At 71.7% G+C, this 23182-nt stretch carries 17 protein-coding genes; 1 reads left to right on the forward strand and 16 read right to left on the reverse strand.

What is annotated here, in order from left to right:
- Positions 1-90 precede the first annotated feature (90 nt).
- From rbfA to DEJ31_RS01980, 12 genes are all read right to left on the reverse strand, one after another.
- Positions 91-567 carry a 30S ribosome-binding factor RbfA gene (gene rbfA, locus DEJ31_RS01925; RefSeq protein ID WP_111121065.1) on the reverse strand — a complete coding sequence of 159 codons (477 nt, stop codon included), beginning with the start codon at positions 565-567 and terminating at the stop codon, positions 91-93.
- Between the two features lie 79 nt (positions 568-646).
- A complete protein-coding gene (gene infB, locus DEJ31_RS01930) occupies positions 647-3511 on the reverse strand; it encodes a translation initiation factor IF-2 (RefSeq protein ID WP_111043771.1) in 2865 nt (954 codons plus the stop codon).
- A 74-nt stretch (positions 3512-3585) separates the two neighbouring features.
- Positions 3586-3966, reverse strand: coding sequence for a YlxR family protein (locus tag DEJ31_RS01935; protein ID WP_309146911.1), 381 nt, complete (start codon positions 3964-3966; stop codon positions 3586-3588).
- A gap of 33 nt (positions 3967-3999) precedes the next feature.
- Positions 4000-4995, reverse strand: coding sequence for a transcription termination factor NusA (gene nusA, locus DEJ31_RS01940; RefSeq protein WP_110902164.1), 996 nt, complete (start codon positions 4993-4995; stop codon positions 4000-4002).
- A 131-nt stretch (positions 4996-5126) separates the two neighbouring features.
- Complete coding sequence (locus tag DEJ31_RS01945; RefSeq protein WP_111043774.1) at positions 5127-6878, reverse strand: proline--tRNA ligase; 1752 nt, start codon at positions 6876-6878, stop codon at positions 5127-5129.
- A gap of 155 nt (positions 6879-7033) precedes the next feature.
- Positions 7034-8164 carry a flavodoxin-dependent (E)-4-hydroxy-3-methylbut-2-enyl-diphosphate synthase gene (gene ispG, locus DEJ31_RS01950; protein WP_111043775.1) on the reverse strand — a complete coding sequence of 377 codons (1131 nt, stop codon included), beginning with the start codon at positions 8162-8164 and terminating at the stop codon, positions 7034-7036.
- A gap of 114 nt (positions 8165-8278) precedes the next feature.
- A complete protein-coding gene (locus tag DEJ31_RS01955; protein ID WP_111043896.1) occupies positions 8279-8830 on the reverse strand; it encodes a cysteine hydrolase family protein in 552 nt (183 codons plus the stop codon).
- A gap of 53 nt (positions 8831-8883) precedes the next feature.
- Positions 8884-10404, reverse strand: a complete 1521-nt coding sequence (locus DEJ31_RS01960) for a cytosine permease (protein WP_111121066.1) — start codon at positions 10402-10404, stop codon at positions 8884-8886.
- Between the two features lie 79 nt (positions 10405-10483).
- A complete protein-coding gene (locus DEJ31_RS01965; protein ID WP_258366075.1) occupies positions 10484-11812 on the reverse strand; it encodes an RIP metalloprotease in 1329 nt (442 codons plus the stop codon).
- Between the two features lie 94 nt (positions 11813-11906).
- Positions 11907-12998, reverse strand: a complete 1092-nt coding sequence (gene dxr / locus DEJ31_RS01970) for a 1-deoxy-D-xylulose-5-phosphate reductoisomerase (RefSeq protein WP_111121067.1) — start codon at positions 12996-12998, stop codon at positions 11907-11909.
- A gap of 5 nt (positions 12999-13003) precedes the next feature.
- The gene (locus DEJ31_RS01975; RefSeq protein WP_111121068.1) at positions 13004-13972 is read right to left on the reverse strand and encodes an FKBP-type peptidyl-prolyl cis-trans isomerase; all 969 of its coding nucleotides are present in this window, start codon (positions 13970-13972) and stop codon (positions 13004-13006) included.
- Between the two features lie 5 nt (positions 13973-13977).
- Positions 13978-14475, reverse strand: a complete 498-nt coding sequence (locus tag DEJ31_RS01980; protein ID WP_111121069.1) for an OsmC family protein — start codon at positions 14473-14475, stop codon at positions 13978-13980.
- Between the two features lie 51 nt (positions 14476-14526).
- Between DEJ31_RS01980 and DEJ31_RS01985 the strand changes: the two genes are divergently transcribed.
- The gene (locus DEJ31_RS01985) at positions 14527-15513 is read left to right on the forward strand and encodes an asparaginase (protein ID WP_111121070.1); all 987 of its coding nucleotides are present in this window, start codon (positions 14527-14529) and stop codon (positions 15511-15513) included.
- Positions 15514-16475: 962 nt separating this feature from the next.
- Here the strand turns inward: DEJ31_RS01985 and DEJ31_RS01990 are convergent.
- The 4 genes from DEJ31_RS01990 to DEJ31_RS02005 all read right to left on the reverse strand — a co-directional run bounded on the left by DEJ31_RS01990 (position 16476) and on the right by DEJ31_RS02005 (position 23168).
- On the reverse strand, positions 16476-18314 hold the full coding sequence (locus tag DEJ31_RS01990) for a zinc-ribbon domain-containing protein (RefSeq protein ID WP_111121071.1): 1839 nt from the start codon (positions 18312-18314) through the stop codon (positions 16476-16478).
- Between the two features lie 116 nt (positions 18315-18430).
- On the reverse strand, positions 18431-20758 hold the full coding sequence (locus DEJ31_RS01995; RefSeq protein WP_111121072.1) for a transglutaminase domain-containing protein: 2328 nt from the start codon (positions 20756-20758) through the stop codon (positions 18431-18433).
- Positions 20759-20790: 32 nt separating this feature from the next.
- Positions 20791-22200, reverse strand: coding sequence for a DUF58 domain-containing protein (locus DEJ31_RS02000; protein ID WP_111043783.1), 1410 nt, complete (start codon positions 22198-22200; stop codon positions 20791-20793).
- The gene (locus DEJ31_RS02005; protein WP_110902152.1) at positions 22197-23168 is read right to left on the reverse strand and encodes a MoxR family ATPase; all 972 of its coding nucleotides are present in this window, start codon (positions 23166-23168) and stop codon (positions 22197-22199) included. The genes DEJ31_RS02000 and DEJ31_RS02005 overlap by 4 nt, the downstream gene beginning before the upstream one ends.
- Positions 23169-23182 lie beyond the last annotated feature (14 nt).

The raw sequence follows: 23182 nt of genomic DNA on the forward strand, positions 1-23182 counted from the left end.
CCACGCGAGCGCCTGCCACGCGAGAGCGCCGGCAACGCGAGAGCGCCCGCCACCGGGGTGGTGGCGGGCGCTCTCGTGGTCGATCGGGTGTCAGACGCGAGCGTCGGGCCCGGACGGCGCTGTGCCGTCCACGTCCTCGTCCTCGTCCTCGTCGTCGTGCTTGTACGGATCCGCATCGCCGGCGTAGGTCGCACCGACCGCCGCCTGCTGGACCTGCAGGTCACGCATCTGGGCCTGCGCGAGCAGGTCCTCGAGGTGCGCTGACGTGTCCGGCAGGGCGTCGGCGATGAACTCCAGCGACGGAGTGAGCCGCGCCGTGATGTTCTTGCCGACCTCGGTGCGGAGCAGGCCGGTCGCGGCCTTCAGCGCCGCGGCGGAGTCCGCGCGCTCCTCGTCCGAGCCGTACACGGTGTAGAAGATCGACGCGTGCTGCAGGTCCCCGGTCACCCGGACGTCGGTGATCGTCACGAAGCCGAGACGCGGGTCGCGCAGGCCCTTGTCGAGACGACGAGCGACGACTTCCTTGATGCGGTCGGCCATCTTGCGTGCGCGCTGCGGGTCAGCCATGGGGGTTCCTCCTTGCGGAACGGGGTGAGGCCCCGCCTCCTCCGGACGGAGGAGGCGGGGCCCATGGTACTCAGTGCGATCAGTCGCGCGGCTTCTCGACGAGCTCGGTGGTCTCGATCTCGTCGCCGGGCTGGATGTCGTTGAACTTGCCGAGGCCGATACCGGCCTCGTAGTCCGTGCGCACCTCGGTGACGTCGTCCTTGAACCGACGGAGCGACTCGATCGCCAGTCCGTCGGCCAGGACCACGCCGTCACGGATGACGCGCGCCTTGGCGTTGCGCGTGATCGTGCCGGACCGGACGATGACACCGGCGATGTTGCCGAACTTGGAGGAACGGAACACCTCCCGGATCTCCGCGACACCCGACTGGACCTCTTCGTACTCGGGCTTGAGCATGCCCTTGAGCGAGTTCTCGATGTCCTCGAGTGCGTTGTAGATGACCGAGTAGAAGCGGACGTCGATGCCCTCACGGGCAGCACGCTCGCGGGCCTTGACGTCCGGACGGACGTTGAAGCCGACGACGATCGCGTTGTCGATCGTGGCGAGGTCGATGTCCGACTCCGTGATCGCACCCACACCGCGGTGCAGGATGCGGAGCTGGACACTGTCGTCCACCTCGATGTCGAGGAGCGACTGCTCGAGTGCCTCGACGGCACCGGAGACGTCACCCTTGATGATGAGGTTGAGCGAGTCGACCTTGCCCTCTTCGAGTGCACGGGTGAAGTCCTCGAGCGAGATGCGCTTGCGGGCCTTGGCCAGCTGGGCGTTGCGCTGCGCGGCTTCACGCTTCTCGGCGATCTGACGGGCGGTGCGGTCGTCCTCGGTGACGAGGAACGTGTCACCGGCGCGGGGCACCGACGACAGACCCTGCACCTGGACCGGACGGGCCGGCGTCGCGGCCTCGACCAGGTTGCCGTTCTCGTCGGCCATCGCACGGACACGGCCGTACGCCGTGCCGGCGACGATCGCGTCACCGACGTGCAGCGTGCCGGACTGGATGAGCACGGTGGCGACTGCACCACGGCCCTTGTCGAGCCGTGCTTCGATCGCCACGCCTCGGGCGTCCTTGTCGGGGTTCGCACGCAGGTCGAGACCGGCGTCCGCGGTCAGCAGCACCGCGTCCAGGAGGTCCTGGATGCCGATGTTCTGACGAGCGGAGACGTCGACGAACATGACGTCGCCGCCGTACTCCTCGGCCACCAGGTTGTACTCGGTGAGCTGCTGACGGACCTTGGCCGGGTTCGCCCCGTCCTTGTCGATCTTGTTCACCGCGACCACGATCGGCACACCGGCCGACTGGGCGTGGTTCAGCGCCTCGATCGTCTGCGGCATGATGCCGTCGTCCGCCGCGACCACGAGGATCGCGATGTCCGTCACCTGCGCACCACGAGCACGCATGGCCGTGAAGGCCTCGTGACCCGGGGTGTCGATGAACGTGATCGGGCGTTCGATGCCCTCGTGCTCGGTGACGATCTGGTACGCACCGATGTGCTGCGTGATGCCGCCGGCTTCGCCCTCGACGACCTTGGAGTTCCGGATCGCGTCGAGCAGTCGGGTCTTACCGTGGTCGACGTGACCCATGACGGTGACGACCGGGGGACGCTGCTGCAGGACGGAGTCGTCCTCGTCGGCGTACTCGGCGTCGATGTCGATGTCGAAGCCCTCGAGGAGCTCCTTGTCCTCGTCCTCGGGCGAGACGACCTGGATCTTGTAGCCCAGCTCCTCGCCGAGGACCTCGAAGGTCGCCTCGTCCAGGGACTCGGTCGCGGTCGCCATCTCACCGAGGTGGAACAGCACCGTCACCAGGTTGCCGGGGCTCGCGTCGATCTTGTCCGCGAAGTCCGAGATGCTCGCACCGCGACGGAGTCGGATGACCGTGTTGCCGTCACCACGCGGGACCTGCACGCCGCCGAGGGACGGTGCCTGCCGCATCTCGTACTCGGCGCGCTTCGTCCGCTTCGACTTGCGGGCACGGCTCTTGCCGCCACCACGACCGAACGCACCAGCGGTACCACCACCGGGGCCACGACCACGGCCGCCACCACCTGCGGGGCGCGGGCCGGTGAACGCGGGACGGGCGAAGCCGCCACCTGCGCCGGCACCGGCGCCACCGGGTCGGCTGAAGCCACCACCGGGGCCACCACGGCCACCGCCACCCTGGCCCGGGCGCTGCCCGAAGCCGTTGGGACGGTTGTTCTGGCCGGGACCACCGGGGCGCGGGGCACCCGGACGGGGAGCACCGGGACGCGGCGGCTGAGGACGCGGGATGCCGTTGCCGGCACCGGCGGCCGGACGCTGGCCCATGCCCTGGTTGGAGGCGAAGGGGTTGTTGCCGGGGCGCGGCGGACGTGCGCCCATGCCCTGGCTCGACGCGTAGGGGTTGTTGCCGGGACGGGCTCCGGGCTTCGGCCCACCGGGCTTCGGGGCGGAACCGGAACCGGACGGCTTGGTGCCGCCGGGCTTCACGGCGTCGCTGGGACCGGAGTCCTGCTGGTCGCCGTCGGTCTGCTGCGCAGCTGCCTGCTGCTCAGCGGCCTTCTGCTCGGCCGCGGCCTTGCGTGCCGCCTCTGCCTCGGCCTGCCGCTGCGCGACGGACTTCGGGGCGGCGGGAGTCGGCGCGCCGTCGACTGCCTGGGCCGCGGGTGCTTCCTCGACGACGGGCTCGGGTGCCGGGGTGGGGCGCTTCGGGCCGGGCTTGGGGCCGCCGGGCTTCGGGGCACCGGAACGCGGTGCCGCGGGAGCCTTGGCGGCGGGGGTCGTCGGAGCGGACGACGCGGACGCGCCCTCTGCCTGCAGTGCTGCACGGAGCTTCCGTGCGACGGGGGGTTCGATGCTCGAGCTCGGGCCCTTGACGAATTCGCCGAGTTCCTTGAGCTTCTCCATTGCGGTCTTGCTGTCGACGCCGAGCTCGCTTGCGATCTCGTGTACGCGTGGTTTCGCCACTGTTCTCCTTCACGGGTCCCACCCCGTCAAGGGGCAGGACTCAATGGTTGACGGGTCTCATTTCGAGCCGCTCATCAGTTGTCCATAAGCCGTTCAGCCTGTTCTGTCATGTCCTGGCGCTCGGGAGCTGTGCTGTTCGGGCCATCGGGCCCCAGCCCAGCGAGGTACTCGCGCACCGCGGACGTGTCGGGATCACGCTCCAGCCGGAGCGCACGGCGGAATGCCCTGCGCTTGACGGCCAGTTCGTACGCTTCGACGGTCGGTGTGAGCCATGCACCCCGGCCCGGCATGACTGCCTTCGGATCCGCTACCACGGAGCCATCGCTGCGAGCGACGACACGGAGGAGGGAGGATCGGGTTGCACGACGACGACTGCCGATGCACGTTCTGACGGCGTCCACTCTACTCCTTGACTCCGACGACCGCGATCCGGCGCGCCCGAGGCCTCTCGCCACGAGCGAACCGGACCGCGCCGATGGGGGTGCTGCTCAGTCGTCACCGTCGAGGATCGAGTCCGGCTGGATGTCGATCCGGGCACCGGTCAGCTTCGCGGCGAGACGGGCGTTCTGCCCCTCCTTGCCGATCGCGAGCGACAGCTGGTAGTCCGGCACGAGTGCGCGGACGGCCTTCGTCGAGGCGTCGAGCACGAACGCGCTCGTGACCTTCGCGGGCGACAGGGCGCTGGCGACGAAGGTGGAGAGGTCCGAGGACCAGTCCACGATGTCGATCTTCTCGGCACCGAGCTCGTTCGTCACCGCACGCACGCGGGCGCCGAGTTCGCCGATGCAGGCGCCCTTTGCGTTCACGCCGGGCTCGTTCGCCTTGACCGCCATCTTCGTGCGGTGCCCGGCTTCGCGCGCCAGCGAGGTGATCTCGACGACACCGGAGGCGATCTCCGGGACCTCGAGGGCGAACAGCTTCCGGACCAGGCCCGGGTGCGTCCGCGACACGGTGATCTGCGGCCCCTTGTGGCCACGACCCACGCTCGTCACGTAGACGCGCAGGCGGGTGCCGTGCGCGTAGGTCTCCCCCGGTACCTGCTCTTCGGGCGGCAGGATCGCCTCGACGGTGCCGAGGTCGACCATCACCATCTTCGGGTTCGGTCCCTGCTGCACGATGCCGGCGACGATGTCGCCTTCCTTGCCGCGGAACTCGCCGAGGATCTTGTCGTCGCCGATGTCGCGCAGACGCTGGTTGATGACCTGCTTGGCGGCGAACGCCGCGATCCGGCCGAAGTCGCTCGGCTGATCGACGGACTCGCCGATGACGTTGTCGTCCTCGTCGCGCTCGGGCACGAACACGGACACTTCGCCGGACTTGCGGTCCAGCTCGACCCGGGCCTGGGCGTCGACGGGTTCGTCGTTCTCAGCACGGTGCTTCTGGTAAGCGGTCAGGATGGCAGATTCGATGATCTGGACGAGCTCGTCGAACGGGATCTCCCGCTCACGCTCCATGAGTCGCAGGACTGCGAGGTCGATCTTCACCGAGGTGCCTCCGTATTCAGATGAGTCACTCCCGCGGATGGAACCGCGCGGAAGCCGTCGTCGATCGTACCGCAGGAATGGCGGAGGCCCGTGGCGGATCCGCCACGGGCCTCGCTTCGGACGCCGGTGTGTCAGATCGCTCGGACCGCCTCGAGCAGTTCCGCGACCGGCAGGTCACGACGCTCACCGGTCGCCCGGTTCCAGAGCTCGACGACGCCGTCGGCAGCGCCGCGACCCGCGACGACGACGACCGGCATGCCGAGCAGTTCCGCGTCCCGGAGCTTGACGCCCGGCGACACCTTCGGCCGGTCGTCGTAGACCACGTCGAAGCGCTCGCCCTCGAGTTGCGCGACGATCGACTCCGCCAGGTCGTACGCGGTGGCGTCCCGCCCGGTGGCCACCACGTGCACGTCGAACGGGGCGACGTGCTTCGGCCAGGCCAGGCCCTTCTCGTCGTTGTGCGCCTCGGCCAGGATCGCCAGGATGCGGGTCACGCCGATGCCGTACGAGCCCATCGTCACGGTCGCGAGCTTGCCGTTCTCGTCCTGCACCTTCAGTCCGAGCGCCTCGGCGTACTTCCGGCCGAGCTGGAACACGTGACCGATCTCCATGCCCCGAGCGGTCTCGAGCGGACCGGAGCCGTCGGGCGCGGGGTCACCGGCACGGACGTCGGACACCTCGGCGACGCCGTCGGCGACGAAGTCCCTCCCGGCCACCAGGCCGGAGACGTGGACGCCACGCTCGTTGGCACCGGTGACCCACGAGGTGCCGTCCACCACGCGCGGGTCCACGAAGTAGCGCAGACCGGTCGCGCTGTCGGCGCCGAGGACCTGCGGGCCGATGTAGCCCTTGACCAGGCCACGGTGCTTGCGGAAGTCGTCGTCGCCCGCGGCTTCGACCTCGGCCGGAGCGAAGGCGACCTCGGCGCGCTTGAGGTCGACGTCGCGGTCGCCGGGCAGGCCGACCACCACGATCTCTCGGGTGCCGTCGAGGTGCGTCAGTGCCAGGACGACGTTCTTCAGCGTGTCCGCCGCCGTCCACGGGGCGCCGTCGCGCGGGGCGACCGCGTTGGCGTGCGCCACGAGCGACTCGATCGTCGGCGTGTCCGACGCCGGCAGCAGCACGGGCTCCGGCAGGCCGTCGACCGGCTTCGCGTCGGGCACCGGGGTGACGTACGCCTCGACGTTGGCCGCGTAGCCGCCGGCACTCCGCACGAAGGTGTCCTCGCCGACCGCGATCGGGTGCAGGAACTCCTCGGACTTCGAGCCGCCCATGGCGCCGGCGTCGGCCTTGACGATGACGTACTCGAGGCCCAGGCGCGCGAAGATCCGCTCGTAGGCGTCGCGCATCACCTGGTAGCTGCGCTCGAGACCAGCGTCGGAGACGTCGAACGAGTAGGCGTCCTTCATCGTGAACTCACGGCCGCGCAGCAGCCCGGCGCGCGGACGCGCTTCGTCGCGGTACTTGTCCTGGATCTGGAAGAGCGTGACGGGGAGGTCCTTGTAGGACGAGTACAGGTCCTTCACGAGGAGCGCGAACATCTCTTCGTGGGTGGGCGCGAGCAGGTAGTCGGAGCCCTTGCGGTCCTGCAGGCGGAACATGCCGTCGCCGTACTCGGTCCAGCGGTTCGTGGCCTCGTAGGGCTCGCGCGGCAGGAGCGCGGGCAGCAGGACCTCCTGCGCACCGGCCGCGACCATCTCGTCGCGGATGATGCCCTCGATCTTCGCGCGGACGCGGAGTCCGAGCGGCAGCCAGGCGAAGATGCCCGGCGACTGGCGGCGGACGTAGCCGGCGCGGACGAGCAGCTTGTGACTCGTCACCTCCGCGTCGGAGGGGTCGTCGCGGAGCGTGCGGAGGAAGAGATGAGAGAGCCGTGTGACCACGCCGTCAGCCTAGCGGCGCGCGGTCACGACGCGACCCGCCTGTGGACGGCGGGGCCGCGGCGCCGGACCTGTGGCGGAACGGATGGGAGGCCCGTGGCGGTGTCGCCACGGGCCTCCCGTCCGGCAGTCGGCCGCGAACCGCGACCGCGCGGCTGCTAGGGAGTGACGACCAGCGGCTTGCCGGTGCCGGCGGCGGGACCCATCTCGTCGGCGAGACGGTTCGCCTCGTCGATGAGGGTCTGGACGATCTCGGCCTCGGGCACCGTCTTGATGACCTGGCCCTTCACGAAGATCTGGCCCTTGCCGTTGCCCGAGGCGACGCCGAGGTCGGCCTCACGAGCCTCGCCCGGACCGTTCACGACGCAGCCCATGACGGCGACGCGCAGCGGCACCGTCATGCCCTCGAGACCCGAGGTGACGTCGTTCGCCAGCTGGTAGACGTCGACCTGCGCGCGGCCGCAGCTCGGGCAGGAGACGATCTCGAGCTTGCGCTCGCGGAGGTTCAGCGACTGGAGGATCTGCAGACCGACCTTCACCTCTTGTGCGGGCGGAGCCGAGAGGGACACACGGATGGTGTCGCCGATGCCCTCGCCGAGCAGGATGCCGAACGCGGTCGCGCTCTTGATCGTGCCCTGGAACTCCGGGCCCGCCTCGGTCACGCCGAGGTGCAGCGGCCAGTCGCCGCGCTCGGCGAGCTGGCGGTACGCCTTGACCATGATGACCGGGTCGTTGTGCTTGACGGAGATCTTGAAGTCGTGGAAGTCGTGCTCCTCGAACAAGGACGCTTCCCACACGGCCGACTCGACGAGCGCCTCGGGCGTGGCCTTGCCGTACTTCTGCATCAGGCTGGGCTCGAGCGAACCGGCGTTCACGCCGATGCGCAGGGACACGCCCGCGGCCTTCGCAGCGGCCGCGATGGCGCCGACCTGGTCGTCGAACTTCCGGATGTTGCCCGGGTTCACGCGAACCGCGGCGCAGCCGGCGTCGATGGCCTGGAAGACGTACTTCGGCTGGAAGTGGATGTCCGCGATCACCGGGATCTGCGACTTCTTGGCGATGATCGGCAGCGCGTCGGCGTCGTCCTGGCTCGGCACGGCGACACGGACGATGTCGCAGCCCGACGCGGTCAGCTCGGCGATCTGCTGCAGGGTCGCGTTGATGTTCGTGGTCGGCGTCGTGGTCATCGACTGCACCGACACGGGGGCGTCGCCACCGACCAGGACCTTGCCGACCCGGATCTGCCGGGACTTGCGACGAGGGGCCAGGGTTTCGGGGGCCTTCGGCATTCCGAGGTTCACTGCGGGCACGTCCCGAACTCTACGCGCTCGTCTGGACAGCGCGGTCCGCCGGGACTCAGGCTGGGTCGGCGGCAGCGGCCGTGTGCGCTGCCCGGGTCCGCGTCAGAGCGTGTCGACGACGGTGACGAGCGGGGCGTACAGCCGCATCGCGTCGAGTGCCCGGGCGTGGTCGACGTCGCTCGCGCCGGCACACGCGTCGGCCACCACGGTGACCCGGACGCCCGCATCCGCGGCCGCCAGGGCGGTCGAGAGGACGCAGCAGTCCGTGGAGACCCCGGTGAGCACCAGGTGGCGTCGCTCCGGCCCGGCTCCGGTGTCGGTGTCGGTGACGGCCTGGAGGCTCGTCCCCCACTTCCCGAAGGTCGGCTCGGTGACGACGGGGACGGACGACGTCGTGACCCCGCCCGGCGTCCCCGTCGCCGCCAGCGCGGCGAACGGCTCGGTGAGTGCGTACAGCTCGTCGTCGTCCGGGACGAGCGCGAACGGCCAGTCGCGGTAGTACGGCACCCAGGCGCCCGTCGGCTCCGCGGGCGCGACGAACCGGGTGACGACGGTGCGACCCGCGAAGCGCGGCAGGAGCCGCTCGATCGCGGCCGAGGCCTCGGCGAACCGCGGTGCCGCCCACGGGCTGTCACCGGTGAACACCCGCTGCATGTCGATGACGACGAGCCAGGCGGCGGCCGTGTCCACCGCCACGTCCGCTGCGGTCACGGGCGGAGCTCGGCATCCGGCACGCGCGACACCGGCTCGGTGACCGGCAGCGCCTCCTGCCGACGGACGGCGCGGCCGCCGGACAGCAGCGTGCCGAGGAACCCGACGACGAGCGCCACGAGGACCCCGAGGTTGGCGTACGCCCAGGGCCCGGTCACCCCGCCGAGACCGAACGGTCCCAGCAGGAAGCCCTGCCAGTGCACGAGTTCCGCCCCCGGCGTCGAGTTCGTCACGAGCCCCCACCCGAGCACCGAACCGATGACCACCAGCGCGATGGCGGACCACCGGACGCTGCCGTAGCGACCCCGCGGGGTGTCGAGCTCGCCCTCGGCGTAGGCGCGTCGACGGAGCAGGACGTCCGCGACGAACACCCCGCACCATGCGGCGATCGGGACGCCGAGGGTGATGAGGAACGCCTGGAACGGACCGATGAAGTCCGTCGCGAAGAACACCACGAAGACCGCCCCGGCGACCATGAGCACGCCGTCGACACCGGCGGCCACCGGTCGCGGGATCCTGACCCCCGCGCTGAGGAGCGCGAGCCCCGAGGAGTAGATGTCGAGGACGGCCCCGCCGACGAGCCCGAGGATCGCGACCACCGCGAACGGCACGAGGAACCAGGTCGGCATCACCGTCACCAGGGCACCGATCGGGTCGGCCGAGATCGCTGCGTGCAGTTCCTCCGAGGACCCGGCGAGCATCACCCCGATGACGACGAGGACTGCGGGTGCCAGGGCACCGCCGAAGGTCGTCCACCCGACGACCCCGCCCGTGGAGGACGATCGCGGCAGGTAGCGCGAGTAGTCCGCCGCCGCGTTCACCCAGCCGAGACCGAAGCCCGTCATGACGAGGACCAGGGCACCGATGACGTTCTGCGCGCTCCCCGCCGGCAGGGCGGCCAGCGTGCCGAAGTCGATCGAGGGGAGCGCGAGCACCACGTAGACGATCGTCAGCACGCCGGTGACGACGGTGATCCAGGTCTGCATCCGCATGATCACGTCGAAGCCCGCGATGCCGGCCCCGACCACGAGCGCCGCGACGACGACCAGGGCGACGAGCTTCGCCAGCACCCCGTCGTCCCAGCCGAGCGCCTGGAACACCGTCGAGGTCGCGAGCACGGCGAGGGCGGCCAGCGCGGTCTCCCACCCGACGGTGAGGACCCAGCTGAGGAAGGACGGCAACCGGTTGCCGTGCACGCCGAACGCGGCACGACTGAGGACCATCGTCGGGGCGGAGCCCCGCTTGCCGGCGATCGCGACCACGCCGCACAGCAGGAACGAGAAGACGACGCCGATCACCGAGACCACGGTCGCCTGCGCCAGCGAGATCCCGAAGTCCAGGACGAACGACCCGTACGCCAGGCCGAGCACGGAGATGTTGGCGGCGAACCATGGCCAGAACAGCCCGCGCGGACGGCCCTTCCGCTCCGACTCGGTGATCACGTCGATGCCCTGCCGCTCGACGGTGCGGGTCGGGTCGGCGATCGGCCGCTTCGGGGCCGTCGGCTCTGCACTCATGGGGTGAGCGTAGTGGGCGCCGACGGCCTCGTCGTTCCCCCGCTCCCCGGAGCGGTCACGCTGCGCGAGGAGGTCGCCGCTACCCGAAGAGGTCGACCGGTCGGACGATGTCGGCGTAGATGAGGAGCGCGCTCATGCCGGCCAGCAGCACGACGACGACCATCGTCAGCGGCATCGTCTTCGCCAGGTCGATCGGACCGGGGTCGGCCTTGCCGAACAGGCGGAAGGTCCGCCGTTTCACGGCCTCCCAGAGCGCACCCGCGATGTGGCCGCCGTCGAGCGGCAGGAGCGGCACCATGTTGAGCACGAACAGGCCGATGTTCAACGACGCCAGCAGGCCGAGGATCGTGTAGACCTTGTCGACCACGGGGACGCCGCTCATCGACGAGACCGTCCCGATCGCCCGACCGACACCGACGACCGACACCGGGCTGTCCTGCGACCGGGCCTGCGATCCGAAGGCCGCGTTCCACACCGCGACCAGACGCTGCGGCAGGTCGATGATGAGGTGTGCCGATGCGCCGATCTGTGCGCCCGTCGCGGGCAGGACCGCCGCCGGGGACTGGCGCACCAGGGTCTGCCCGATGCTCACTCCCACCACGCCGACGCGCTGGGTCTTCGTCGTGCCGTCGCTGTTCTCCGCGACCGTCCCGTCTGCGTCGTAGACGTCCCGGGTGGCCAGGACCGGCGTGACCCGCAGCGTGCGTTCGGTGCCGTCGCGTTCGACGACGACCGGGACGGCCTTGCCGGCGGACCGCTGGAAGGTGTCCGAGACCTGGGTGATCGTGGGGTTCCGCACGCCACCGACGGACAGGACGACGTCGCCGGAGCGGAGGCCGGCCTGCTTCGCGGGCGACACGGCGTCACCGTCCGTGCACGTCGTGCGCGCACTGGTCGGCAGGACGCAGTCGACACTCGACGTGAACGTCGTGGTGGGGGCACCGAAGCCGACGAGCAGGACCCCGAACAGCACGATGCCGATCACCAGGTTCATCGCCGGTCCGGCGACCATCACGATGATCCGCTTCCAAGGCGTCAGCCGGTAGAACGCGCGGGAGTCGTCACCGCCGGACTCGGCGATCTGCTCGGCGCTGGCCGCCCGGGCGTCCTGCACGAAGGCCGAGTACATGCCGGTGTTCGTGATCTCGCGTCCGGAGGCACGGGGCTTGAGCATCCCGACCATCGAGATGTAGCCGCCGAGCAGGATCGGCCGCAGCCCGTACTCGGTCTCGCCGCGCCGGAAGGACCAGATCGTCTTGCCGAACCCGAGCGAGTACTGGGTCACCTTCACGTTGAAGAGCTTCGCGAAGGCCAGATGGCCCAGCTCGTGGAGGCCGATCGACACCAGCAGACCGATGACGAAGACGACGACGCCGAGGACGAAGAGCAGGACGGTTCCGACGGTCACCGGCAAAGAGTACGGGACGCTGGCCATGACGGAGCCGTACGCGGGCTGGGTGGTGATGTGAGCCTCCAGAGCGGTGCCGCCTGGGAGGCACGGATCACGCCGTGCGCGACAGGATGCGGTCCGCGGTCTGCCGCGCCCACCGCTCCGCCGCGAGCACACCGTCGAGCGACGGCTCCCCCGCGGTGTGCTCGTCGACGACCCGCGCCACCGTGTCGACGATGTCGAGGAACCCGATCGCGCCCGCATGGAACGCGGCGACCGCCTGCTCGTTCGCGGCGTTGAAGACCGCCGGGAACGTCCCGCCGAGGACACCGACGCGCTTGGCGAGGTCGACGGCGCCGAAGGCCCGGGTGTCCAGCGGTTCGAAGGTCCAGGTGCTCGCGGTCGTCCAGTCGAGTGGGACGCCGACGTGCGGCACGCGGTCCGGCCACGCCATCCCGAGCGCGATCGGCAGGCGCATGTCCGGCGGCGACGCCTGCGCGATCGTCGAACCGTCGACGAACTCGACCATCGAGTGCACGATCGACTGCGCGTGCACGGTGACGTCGATGCGGTCGTAGGGCACGCCGAACAGCAGGTGCGCCTCGATGACCTCGAGTCCCTTGTTGACGAGCGTCGCGGAGTTCGTCGTGACCACGAGGCCCATGTCCCACGTCGGGTGTGCCAGCGCCTGCGTCGGCGTGACGTCGGCGAGCTCGGCGCGGGTCCGCCCGCGGAAGGGGCCACCGCTGGCGGTCAGGACCAGGCGTCGCATCTCGGCATCGCTGCCCGACCGGAGCGCCTGCGCGATCGCCGAGTGCTCGCTGTCCACGGGGACGATCTGCCCCGGAGCGGCCGCTGCCTGCACGAGCGGACCGCCGACGATCAGACTCTCCTTGTTGGCCAGCGCCAGCGTCGCACCTGTCTCGAGGACTGCGAGGGTCGGGCCGAGCCCCACCGAACCGGTGATGCCGTTGAGGACGGCGTCCGCCTCGACGCTCCGGACCAACCGTTCGGCGTCGGCGGCCCCGAGGGCGGTCTCGCGGACCCCGAACCGGGCGGCCTGCTCCGCGAGGGCACCGGCGTTGCTGCCCGCCGTCAGGCCGACGACCTCGAAGCGTTCGGGGTTCCGTTCGATGACGTCGAGCGCCTGGGTCCCGATCGATCCGGTGCTGCCGAGGAGGACGACGCGGCGGCGGGCGGGCATCGGGCTCAGCCCTTGGCGAGCAGGTCGACCACGAAGACCAGGGTCGCGTTGGCCGGGATGCCCGAGCCCTCCGGGGGGTTGGCTCCGTAGCCGTCCTCGGGAGTCACGACGATCATGACCTGCGAACCGATCTTCTGACCGACCAGCCCCTTCACGAAGCCGGGGATGAGTCCGCTGTTCGAGATCGTGAACGTCGTCGGCGAGCCCTTCGACCACGATGAGTCGAACTCCTTGCCGCCCTTGTAGGCGACGCCCTTGTACTGGACGAGCGCGGTGTCGCCGTCCTTGATCGTGTCGCCGTCACCCTGCTTGATGACCTCGGCGGTGGTCTTCGTCGGAGCGGCGGTGTCGGGGATCGAGATCGTCGGCTCGCCGTCGGCGGCGTCCTTGACGGTCGGCAGCTTCGGGTCCTGGTCCTGCGGCGTACCGGTCGACTTGGTCGGGGTCTGCTCGACGACGTCCGCGACGACGACGATGGAGCCGCTCGTGTTGAAGCCGAGTGCCGCCGCCTGACCGACCACGGCGACGCGGTCACCGACCTTCGCGCACGACAGGATGGCGCCGAAGCCGGTGCCACCGACGGAGAGGACCTGCGGGTTGCCCTGGTCGAACCCGACCGTGACGAGGTTCTTCGCGTCCTTCGCGTTGTAGGCGCTGTAGGCGACTTGCACGAAGTCGCCCTCGGCGAGGGAAGCGCCTGTGCCCTTCACGACGCGGGTGGCCTGCGGCGGATCAGCCGTCAGGCCCTTGTCGAACGTGACCTTCGGTGCGGCCGAGCCACCGACCGCTCCGGTGGCCTCCACGGAGCCCGAGGCCTTGCCGGGCTTCGGGCACGAGGTGATCGGCGTCGGGGTCGAACTCGGGGCGGAGGTGGCTGATGCCGAGGGGCCCGACGAGCCGGAGCCGGAGCAGGCCGCGAGGCCGAGGATCACGGCGGGCACGAGGGCGAGGGGGAGCAGACGGAGACGCTTCACGCGTCTCATCCTGCCGCACCCACTGATGCGTCGGCTCCGAGTACCAGGATCTCGGCCTCGTGATGGACCGGGAACGCGACGGAGCGGGCGATGAAGCAGAGGCGGTTCGCCTCGGCGTGCGCTGCGCGGGCATCCTCGACGCGGTCGTCCTCGCGGATGGTGACGACGGGGCGGAGGACCGTCCCCGTCAACTCGCCGGAACCGTCGCGGTGCACGTCGAGGCTCGCCGTGGCTCGGTCCTGGTAGTCGACCACCGTGATGCCGAGGGTCGAGGCGACGTACAGGTAGCTGAGCATGTGGCACTGGCTCAGTGCCGCCAGGAGCATCTCCTCCGGGTTCCACCGGTCTCGGTCACCACGGAAGGTCGGGTCGGCGCTGCCGAGGACGTCGGGCTTGCCCAGAGCGGTGACCACGTGGTCTCGGCCGTAGTCGCGGTACCCGCTCGTGCCGGTCCCCCGGTCGCCGGTCCAGCGCACGGACACCTCGTAGGAGTGGTCGGTCATCGGCGGTCCCTTCGTCGCGGTGCGCGGTCCGTTGGTCGGTAGGCTCGCGGGATGCGCGCGGCTCCCAGCACCGACCGTCATCCTCTCACCGTCGACGGGTCCGTCGAGCTGGCGGTCCTCGACCGTTCCGGCTTCGACGAGAGTCGGCACATCGGGGCCGGAGTGGTCGTGGCTGCCGACGGCACGGTCATCGACGCGGTCGGTGACGCCGCGGCGAGCATCTACCCCCGCTCGACGATGAAGCCGTTCCAGGCGCTGGCGATCCGCCGTGCCGGGGCGCTCTTCGCAGGGGACGAGCTCGTGATGACGACCGCGAGTCACGCCGGGACCCCGTCCCACCAGTCACTGGCGCTGCGCATGCTCGAACGCTTCGACCACCGCGAGGACGACCTCGGGTGCCCACCGGACCTGCCCTTCGACCGGGAGACCGCGCGCGGCATGGACGGTCCGCGACGTCTGGCGATGAACTGCTCCGGCAAGCACGCCGGGATGCTCGCTGCCTGCCGCGTGCACGGATGGGACGCGGCGACGTACCTGGACATCGACCACCCCCTCCAGCGTGCGGTGCGCAGCACCGTCGAGGACGTGACCGGAGAGGTCGTCGACGTCGTCGGCACCGACGGGTGCGGCGCGCCGGTGTTCCCGCTCACGCTCACCGGCCTGGCGCGCGGCATCGCGGGCGTGGTGGCCCGCGCGGACGACGACACGGCAGCGCTGACCGACGCGGTGCTGGCGAACGCGTGGGCGATCGACGGCGTCGGCCGGGCGAACACCGTGACGATCGAACGGCTCGGCGTCCTGGCCAAGCTCGGCGCCGAGGGCGTGATGGTGATGGGCGTGCCGCAGGGGCCCGCCGTCGCGGTCAAGGTGCTCGACGGTTCGCTCCGCGCCGGCACGCTGGCGGCACTGATGCTCCTCGTGCGCAACGGACTCGTCGACGCCGCGGCCGCGGACGAGGTCCTCGCCACGACCGGCGAACGGGTGCTCGGCGGCGGCGTACCCGTCGGCGCGGTCCGCGTCGGCTCGGGCCTGCGCTGAACCGGGATCCGCGCTGAGTCCTCCCCCGGGTCCGGGGCGCGGGGGACGTCGTGACGGTCCGGGATGACGAGCAGCGGCAGCGTCGGGGACACCGCGACACCGACGACTTCCGCCGAACCGTCGGACAGCCGACGCCGGAGACGGCACCCGTACCGCGTGACGTCGACGACGGCGGTCCACCGACGTGGTGACGTCGCCGTGCTCGGGACCAGGACGACCGATGCCCGACGGCGGCCGCCCGGGTCCAGGAGCGCAGCCGCTGCGGTCCCCGCGGGCATGCTGCTGCGCACGACGCGACCGCCGAGGACACCGACGTCGGCGCTGACGCGCAGCGACGCCGAGCCGGCGAACGGGTCGACGAGTTCCCGGTCGGAGCGCCGACGGCGGAGCTGGTCGAGCTGGTCGACCAGGCCGGTGAAGACGGCTCGGGCGAGCGCGCCGGTACCGCACACGACGATCCCGTCGGTGGGGTCGACCCGGACGAGCGCACCGCTGCTCGCGCGACCGACGACGACGAAGCCGTCCGCTGCGTCGTCCGGCACTCGAGGGTCGGGCAGGTCCTCGTCCCGTGCTGGGCCGGGACTCGCGACGGCCTCTTCGCGGGCACCGACGGACTCGCCCCGCTCGGCACCGGTACCGGCACCGGCACCGGCACCGGCACCACCATCGGCACCGGGCGGGAGGACGACCACCGGAGGCTCGCCGTCGTGTCCTCGAGACCGCACCGAGAGCCCGACGAGCGTGCACACCGTCGCGGCGCAGCACAGCGCCGGCACGCTGCCGATCGGCACGACCAGCGTCCCGGCGAGGATGAGGACCGCCACCGTCACGGCGACGCGACGTGCTCCACGAGGTTCCATGTCCCCCATGACAGCGCCGACACGAACCCGCCAGCGGTCCCCGGCCAGGACTGTGGAGAACCGGCGGGCGAACGCGTCAGTGTGGACAGGCGGCCGCGGACGTCACTGCAGCAGGAAGAACTGCTCCCCCACGTCCACACGAGCACCGCGCTCGACCCGGTACCGGCGCCCCGGCTCGCAGCGGCGGATCGACCCGTCGATGTGCCGGACCACCGTGCCGTTGCCCGAGTAGCGGTCGGACACCCAGAGGTCGTCACCGTCGCGCCCGAGTTCCAGGTGCGTCTTCGACACGGACTTGCCGGGGTCGCGGATGGTCAACAGGTCGTCGAACCGTTCACCGGCCTCCGGGCGCGGCAGCCGCCCGAGCAGCGCCGACCCGTGGACGCCGAGCCGCTCACCGGTGCTGAAGTGCAGCAGGAACGGGGCGTGTTCGGCGGTACGGGACACGATGCGCGTCTCTTCGACGTCCTCGTCCTCGTCCGTGTCGATCGCCGGGCCGTGCGGCGCTCCGTCGTCCGACGCTCCCTCGTCCGACGCTCCCTCGTCCGGCCTTCCACCGTCCGCAGCCTCGTCCGGGGGTCCGACAGGGGGCAGGGGTGCAGAAACCGGCAGCTGCCGGGGTGCGACGGGCGGGAGCGGCGCCGCGGAGGCGACGGGGGCCTCCTGGTCGACCGTGACGTCGCCGCTGTCGCTGTCGCTGTGCGCCGGACCGAGGTCCGGCGCGTCGTCGAGAGCACCAGCGTCGTCGACGACGGGCTTGCCGGCCGCGGTCTCGACCGGGTCGTGCTGATCCGCAGCAGGTCCGTCCGCGACGGTCTCGTCGGGAACGGGCTCGTCGGCGACGGGCTCATCGGCCACGGGCTCGTCGACGACGGGCTGGTGGGTGCTGGGGTCACCCGCACCGTCGCGGTCCTCGGTCAGCTCGTGGGCGTCGGAGACTGCGCTACGGAGGGCGTCCTCGTCAGCGGCCCAGTCCGGCCGGGTGAGCGGCAAGGGCATCACGGGACCGGTGAACGCCGCGGTGACGGCGGGCCGGACGGATCCGCACTCCTCGCAGAAGATGTCGTCGGGCTCGAGAGCGTGCCCGCACACGTGGCAGGTCGCACTCTGGCTCCCCGGCGCCACGAGCGGAGCGGGGCGTGGCGCGCGCCGCTCGAGGACCGGCTGGAACGCCGCGGTGTCACCGGGCCGGGGAGCGTCGTCGGCCTCGCCGGGGCTCGATCCGTCGGCGTCGTCCGAGGACGTCGGCGTGACCGTGACCGCAGTCGAGGGGGCACGACCGATCCACCAGGACGGTCCGGCCGGCGGAGCGGCCGGGGTCGTCTGCGGTTCCCAGACCGGGACGTCAGCGGAAGGACCGGCTGAGTCGGCGGCGTCCGGTTCGAGGGGTGCCCAGGCGGCGGTGCGCTGGACCTCCGGGTCGTCCTGCGGGGCGACGGCTTCGGAGGGGAAGGCGTCGGGATCGAGTGTCGGCTCCGTGGGCGTCCCTGCACCGGCGGGGCGTCCGGTCCAGTCGCCGAGACCGGTGCCGGCGCCGTGCACGTGGCTGGGGGCACCGCGAGGCGTCAGGTCCGGGCGCGGAGTGACGGGGCCGGACGACGGCCCCGCGTCGGGGGCGTCACCGGCACCAGCACCGGCACCGGCACCGGCACCGGCATCGGCCGAGCCCGCCGCTGCCGGCGCGGGACGCGCACGATCGGCGCCGGTCAGCCAGGCGCGGGTCGCGGGGTCGAGCGTCGACTCCGGGAGCCAGGTGTCGTCGCTCGTCTCGGGCGCGCGGCCGTGCGCGTCGGGTTGCTGCAGCGGTGGCGGGGTCGCGCGGTCGGCGGCTTCGACGGGTGCAGTGCGGCGAGCTGCCGAGGTCGTGACGGCTCGTCCGCACTCACCGCAGAAGATCGCTCCGTCCGGGAGCGCCGATCCGCAGTGTTCGCATCTGATCACAGGGTGCCTCTGTCCTCGTCCGGCCGTCCGCGAGGTGCCTCCGGCCTCGGGACATCGTAGTCACCGCCGATCGGAGCACTCTCCGACCGCTCCCGACGGCGACGTGGCACTGCCCCTCACCGCCGGAACGACCGCCGGAAGGACCGCAGCGACGTCGCCGCGCGGAACCGGTCGCGCCGACCGCGCCCAGCGCGCAGGGCGGCGATCGCCCCGTCCGCCGCCGCCCAGGTCCGGTCGGCGACGGCGTCGTCGACGTCGCTCGGACCGAAGACGGCCGCATCGGCGTCGGCGGCGATCCCCGCGCCGGCCTCCCCGGGTGCAGCTGCACCGACCTCGCGGCGGGTCGCCGACGGGGCGACGTCGTGTCCGCCGTCGAGCAGGGCGTCCCGGTACTCGTCCCAGGCACCGACCACGCGCGCCCGGGGATCCGGTGCTCGTCTCCGCCGTCGACGACGGAGACGCTTGGCCAGCACGACGGTGGCGATCGGCAGCAGCACGAGTGCGAGGAGCCCGAGGACCCCGAGCGCCCACGGCAACACGGCGAGCAGGATCTGCAACCACACCGGCTGCGTCGGCGGGGTGTCACGGTCCGCCTGCGGTGGTGTCTGCTCGTCCTGGTCGAGCTGCTGGGCCGGCGGCGGCGGGACGACGGTCTCCGGCCGTGTCACGGGCTGCGGCGTCTGGTCGGACTGGTCCGGGATCTCGCGGACCGCCGGGTTCGGGTCGAGCATGACCCATCCCCACTGCGCCGTGTCCACCTCGATGCGTGCGGTGACGTCCGAACCGCGGAAGGTGGTCCGGCCGGTGGTCGCCCCGCTGGTCGTGTCCCCCGCACCGGAGTCGCCACCGGGCGCGAACCCGAGGACGACCCGCGCGGGGAAACCGATCTCCTGGGCCATCAGAGCAGCGGCGACGGCGTACTGCTCCTGGTCCCCCACCATCGGCACCGCGGTGAGGAGTTCCGTGATCCGGTCGGCGCCGTGTCCGCTCCGGCTCGGACGGTCGTCGCCGACGCCGTGACTGACGTAGCCGTTGCGCTGCAGGGCCTGCAGGGCCGCGAGCAACTGTGCCCCGTCGCTCGTGTCCGCGTCGCTGTCGGCGCCCACGGCGTCCTGCACCGCAGCGGGGACGTCACGCGGAGTCGGGACGACCGCATCGCCCGGTCGTGCGTCGCGAAGTTCGTCCTCGGTCGGCTGCTCGGGGAGCACAGCCGACAGCGTGTACCGGGTCCGGTCGCTCACGCCGTCGACGACCGCCGCGGTGCCGGTGGAGCGGTTGTAGAAGAAGGCGGTCCGCTCGCGATCGGCGTCCGGGCCGCGGAACGACACCGACGTCAGTTCCCCGACGGTCGGCAGCCAGACGCCCCGGTACCCGTCCACGGTCACCGCGACCCGGACGGCGGCCCCCCGGACGTCACGTGTGTCCACCGCGGTCGGGACGCGCTCGAACGAGCCGGATGCCGCGTCGCCGTCCGGCCCACCGACGCGGTAGACGACGCCGTCGTAGCTGTCGAGGGTGGCGATCCGCATGAACCCGCCGGCGGGCAGTCCGGTGACGGTGAGCTGCGGCTGCTCGGCCCGACCGCGTTCCTCGTAGGCGCGGAACCCGCTCAGCGGGCTGACCTGGTCTCGCGGGTCGAAGGGCTTGACGACGCCGCTCCGCGCGACCGTACGGGTGCCGGCAGGCGGTGCCACGAAGCCGAGTCCGGTCGCGACGACCGCCGCCGCGGCGATCGTGGCCGTGCCGACCAGCGCAGGCCGGACGACGGCACGGGCGATCGGGATGCGGGTACCGGTGGTCGCCGCGACGGTCGCCGCACGGCGGAGGTGCCGGACGGTCAACGCCCACACGAGCGCGATCCCCGCCAGCAGGACCCCGAGCCAGACGGAGGTCTCGAGCCGGGTCGGACCGAAGACCGTGCCGGTCACGAAGAGCGCCAGCGCCGGCAAGCTGGCCAGTTCCGGACGGGAGGCACGGGTCGCGATGCTCACGCCGACGACCGTCACGAGGAGCACGGACACGAAGTACGGCACGAGGAGCGCCTCGTAGGACCCGACCGGCAGGCTGATGGTCAGGAGCTGCCGCCACCCGAGGGCGACGCCGCTGAACAGGTCCACCAGCCCGGGCACCGTCGGGAGCGGACCGTCGGCCGCACCGGGCACAGCAGCGGGCACCCCCGTCGCCGCGAACCCGACGACGGTCGCGATCGACACGACCGCGGCCGGGAGGCGCATCCCCGCTCCCAGGAGCGCCATCACCGAACCGACCACCACCGCGGTGGCCCCCGCGGACACCATGCTGGCGTCACGGTGGATCGGCCACCAAGCCGTACTCGCGAGCGCCACGAGGAGCCAGACGGCCAGGGTGCCCGCGACGAGACGCAGCGGTGCCGCGCGACGTCGTCGGGCTGCGCGCGCGCCGGAACGAGGACCGGAGCGGGCCACGGGAGGACGCGGGGACCGGCGCTCGTCGGCCGTCACACGGAGACCGATCGCTGCAGTGCGTGGCGGAGGTCCTCGAGGTACCCCACGGTCATGATCGTCAGGCCACCGACGCGCACCGACCGGGGCACGGCCTCCGGCTCGCAGACGACGGCGACGACCTCGACCCCGATCGGGAACCGGGTCGCCGCGAGGCGGAGGGCCGGCACGCCGACGGTCGACCCGACGACCAGGAACGCGACCGAGATCCCGGGGGTGTCGCGCCCGACGATGCGCGCGACCTCGGCGACCGGCAGGCAGGCGTCCGCCAGTCCGACCCGGGCGAACGCGTCGAGCAACCGGGTCGGCGTGACGGTCGGCATCGGGTGCACGGCACGGACGGCGCGCTTGGCGAACTCCGGGGTCCGTTCCGAGACCACCACCGTGACCTCACGGCCATCCCGGACGGCGCGGGTGCCGAGCGACGCGGCCACGCTGACCGCGAGCTCGAACTCGTCGTCGTCGGCGAACTCCGCGCGGGCGACGCCGAGCGCGACGACCAGGTGCGAACGTCGGGTGTCCTCGAACTGTCGCACCATGAACGCGCCGGTCTTCGCCGTCGACTTCCAGTGGATCGTCCGCGGGTCGTCGCCCGGCATGTACTCGCGGATCGCGTGGAACGCGATGTCTGCGGGTGAGAGGTCGGTGGTCGCCTGCCCCTCGAGGTCGCGGACCAGACCGGTGCTCGTCGACGGGATCGCGATCGTCCGCGGGTGCACGATGACCTGCTCACGCGCGGTCCACACGACCTCCCGGCGGACCAGGCCGACCGGGTCCGCACGGACGCCCGTCACCGGTCCCACGTCGAGGACCCCTCGGCGGACGGTCGGGACCGCGACGTGCTGCTCGAAGGTGCCTCGCGGCGGTACCGCGGGGATCGTGACGTCGACGAGTCCGACCCCGACCGGCACCTCGACCGTCGTCGGGACGGTCGGCAGGCGCGTGGGGTTCTCGGCGGTGATCGTCACCCCGGCGTCGGCCCCGACGACCACGCGGTGCTGCGGTGGTGTCATCCGGATGAGCAGCCGGGACCGGCCGAGGAGCGCGATCGCCGCCACCACCACCAGGACCGCCCCCGCCCACCCGACGACCACGACCTCGCGGAGCCCGGAACGGTACCCCGCGACGAACGCGACGATCGTCAGGACGACTGCGGTCCATCCGAGGCCCGTCACGACGGAGGCGACGTCGTCCCGGACACGGATGACGAGCCTCCCGGCCGTACGCCACGCGCGGACCACACCGACCACGGCGTCAGCGGCGACGTCCTCGCGGTCACCGACCAGACGGGTCCGGACGTTGGTGGGTCCGGCGACCGTCCGGGCGCCCTCCTGGGTGGCCGCCCGACGCGACCGTGTCGCGAGGGGCCGCCGGGAACGCGTCCCGGTGGGACGGTGGTCCGTCACCGCGGGACCCGGTCGGCCGGTGGTGGCGTGTCGACGAGCAGCTGCGCGACGACGCTCGAGGCACTGACGCCGTCGAACTCGGCCTCCGGATCGAGCACCATGCGGTGCGCGAGGACCGGCTCGGCGAGTGCCTTCACGTCGTCGGGCGTGACGTAGTGCCGACCGTTGACGGCGGCGAGGACGCGGCTCGCGCGCATCAGGCCCATCGCTCCGCGCACACTGACGCCGAGTCGGACCTCGGTCGCGCCACGGGTGCCGTCCACCAGGCGCGCGACGTAGTCGGCGATCACCGGGTCCACGTGCACGGTACGGGCGAGAGCGGCCATCTCGGTGACCGTCGCCGCGGGCACCACGCTCGCGACGGGGACCGCTGCGGACGGCGCCGCGGACGTCTCGAGGATCCGGACGGTCGCCGCATGGTCCGGGTAACCGATGGACGTCTTCATGAGGAACCGGTCGAGCTGCGCCTCGGGCAGGCGGTAGGTGCCGGCCTGCTCGATCGGGTTCTGTGTGGCGACGACCATGAACGGCTGCGCCAGCCGGTGGGTGACGCCGTCCACGGTGACGGCGGACTCCTCCATCGCCTCGAGCAGCGCCGACTGGGTCTTCGGGCTCGCGCGGTTGATCTCGTCGGCCAGGACGATGTTCGCGAACACCGGACCACGGTGGAACTCGAACGCCTGCGCACGCTGGTCGTACACGCTGATGCCGCTGATGTCGCCGGGCAGCAGGTCCGGGGTGAACTGGACACGGTTCGTCGACCCCTGCACGCTCTGGGCGAGGGCGCGCGCCAGGCTGGTCTTGCCGGTCCCGGGGACGTCCTCGAGCAGCAGGTGCCCCTCGCTGAGCATCGCGGTGACGGCGAGGCGGATCACGAACGTCTTCCCGAGGAGCACCTGCTCGACGTTGGTCACGATGCGGCCGGCGACGTCGGCGAACCAGGTGGCCTGCTCCGGGGTCATGCTCATGCGGGTGTCGTTCC

It is taken from the genome of Curtobacterium sp. MCPF17_031 (assembly GCF_003234035.1).
Classification (GTDB): Bacteria; Actinomycetota; Actinomycetes; order Actinomycetales; family Microbacteriaceae; genus Curtobacterium.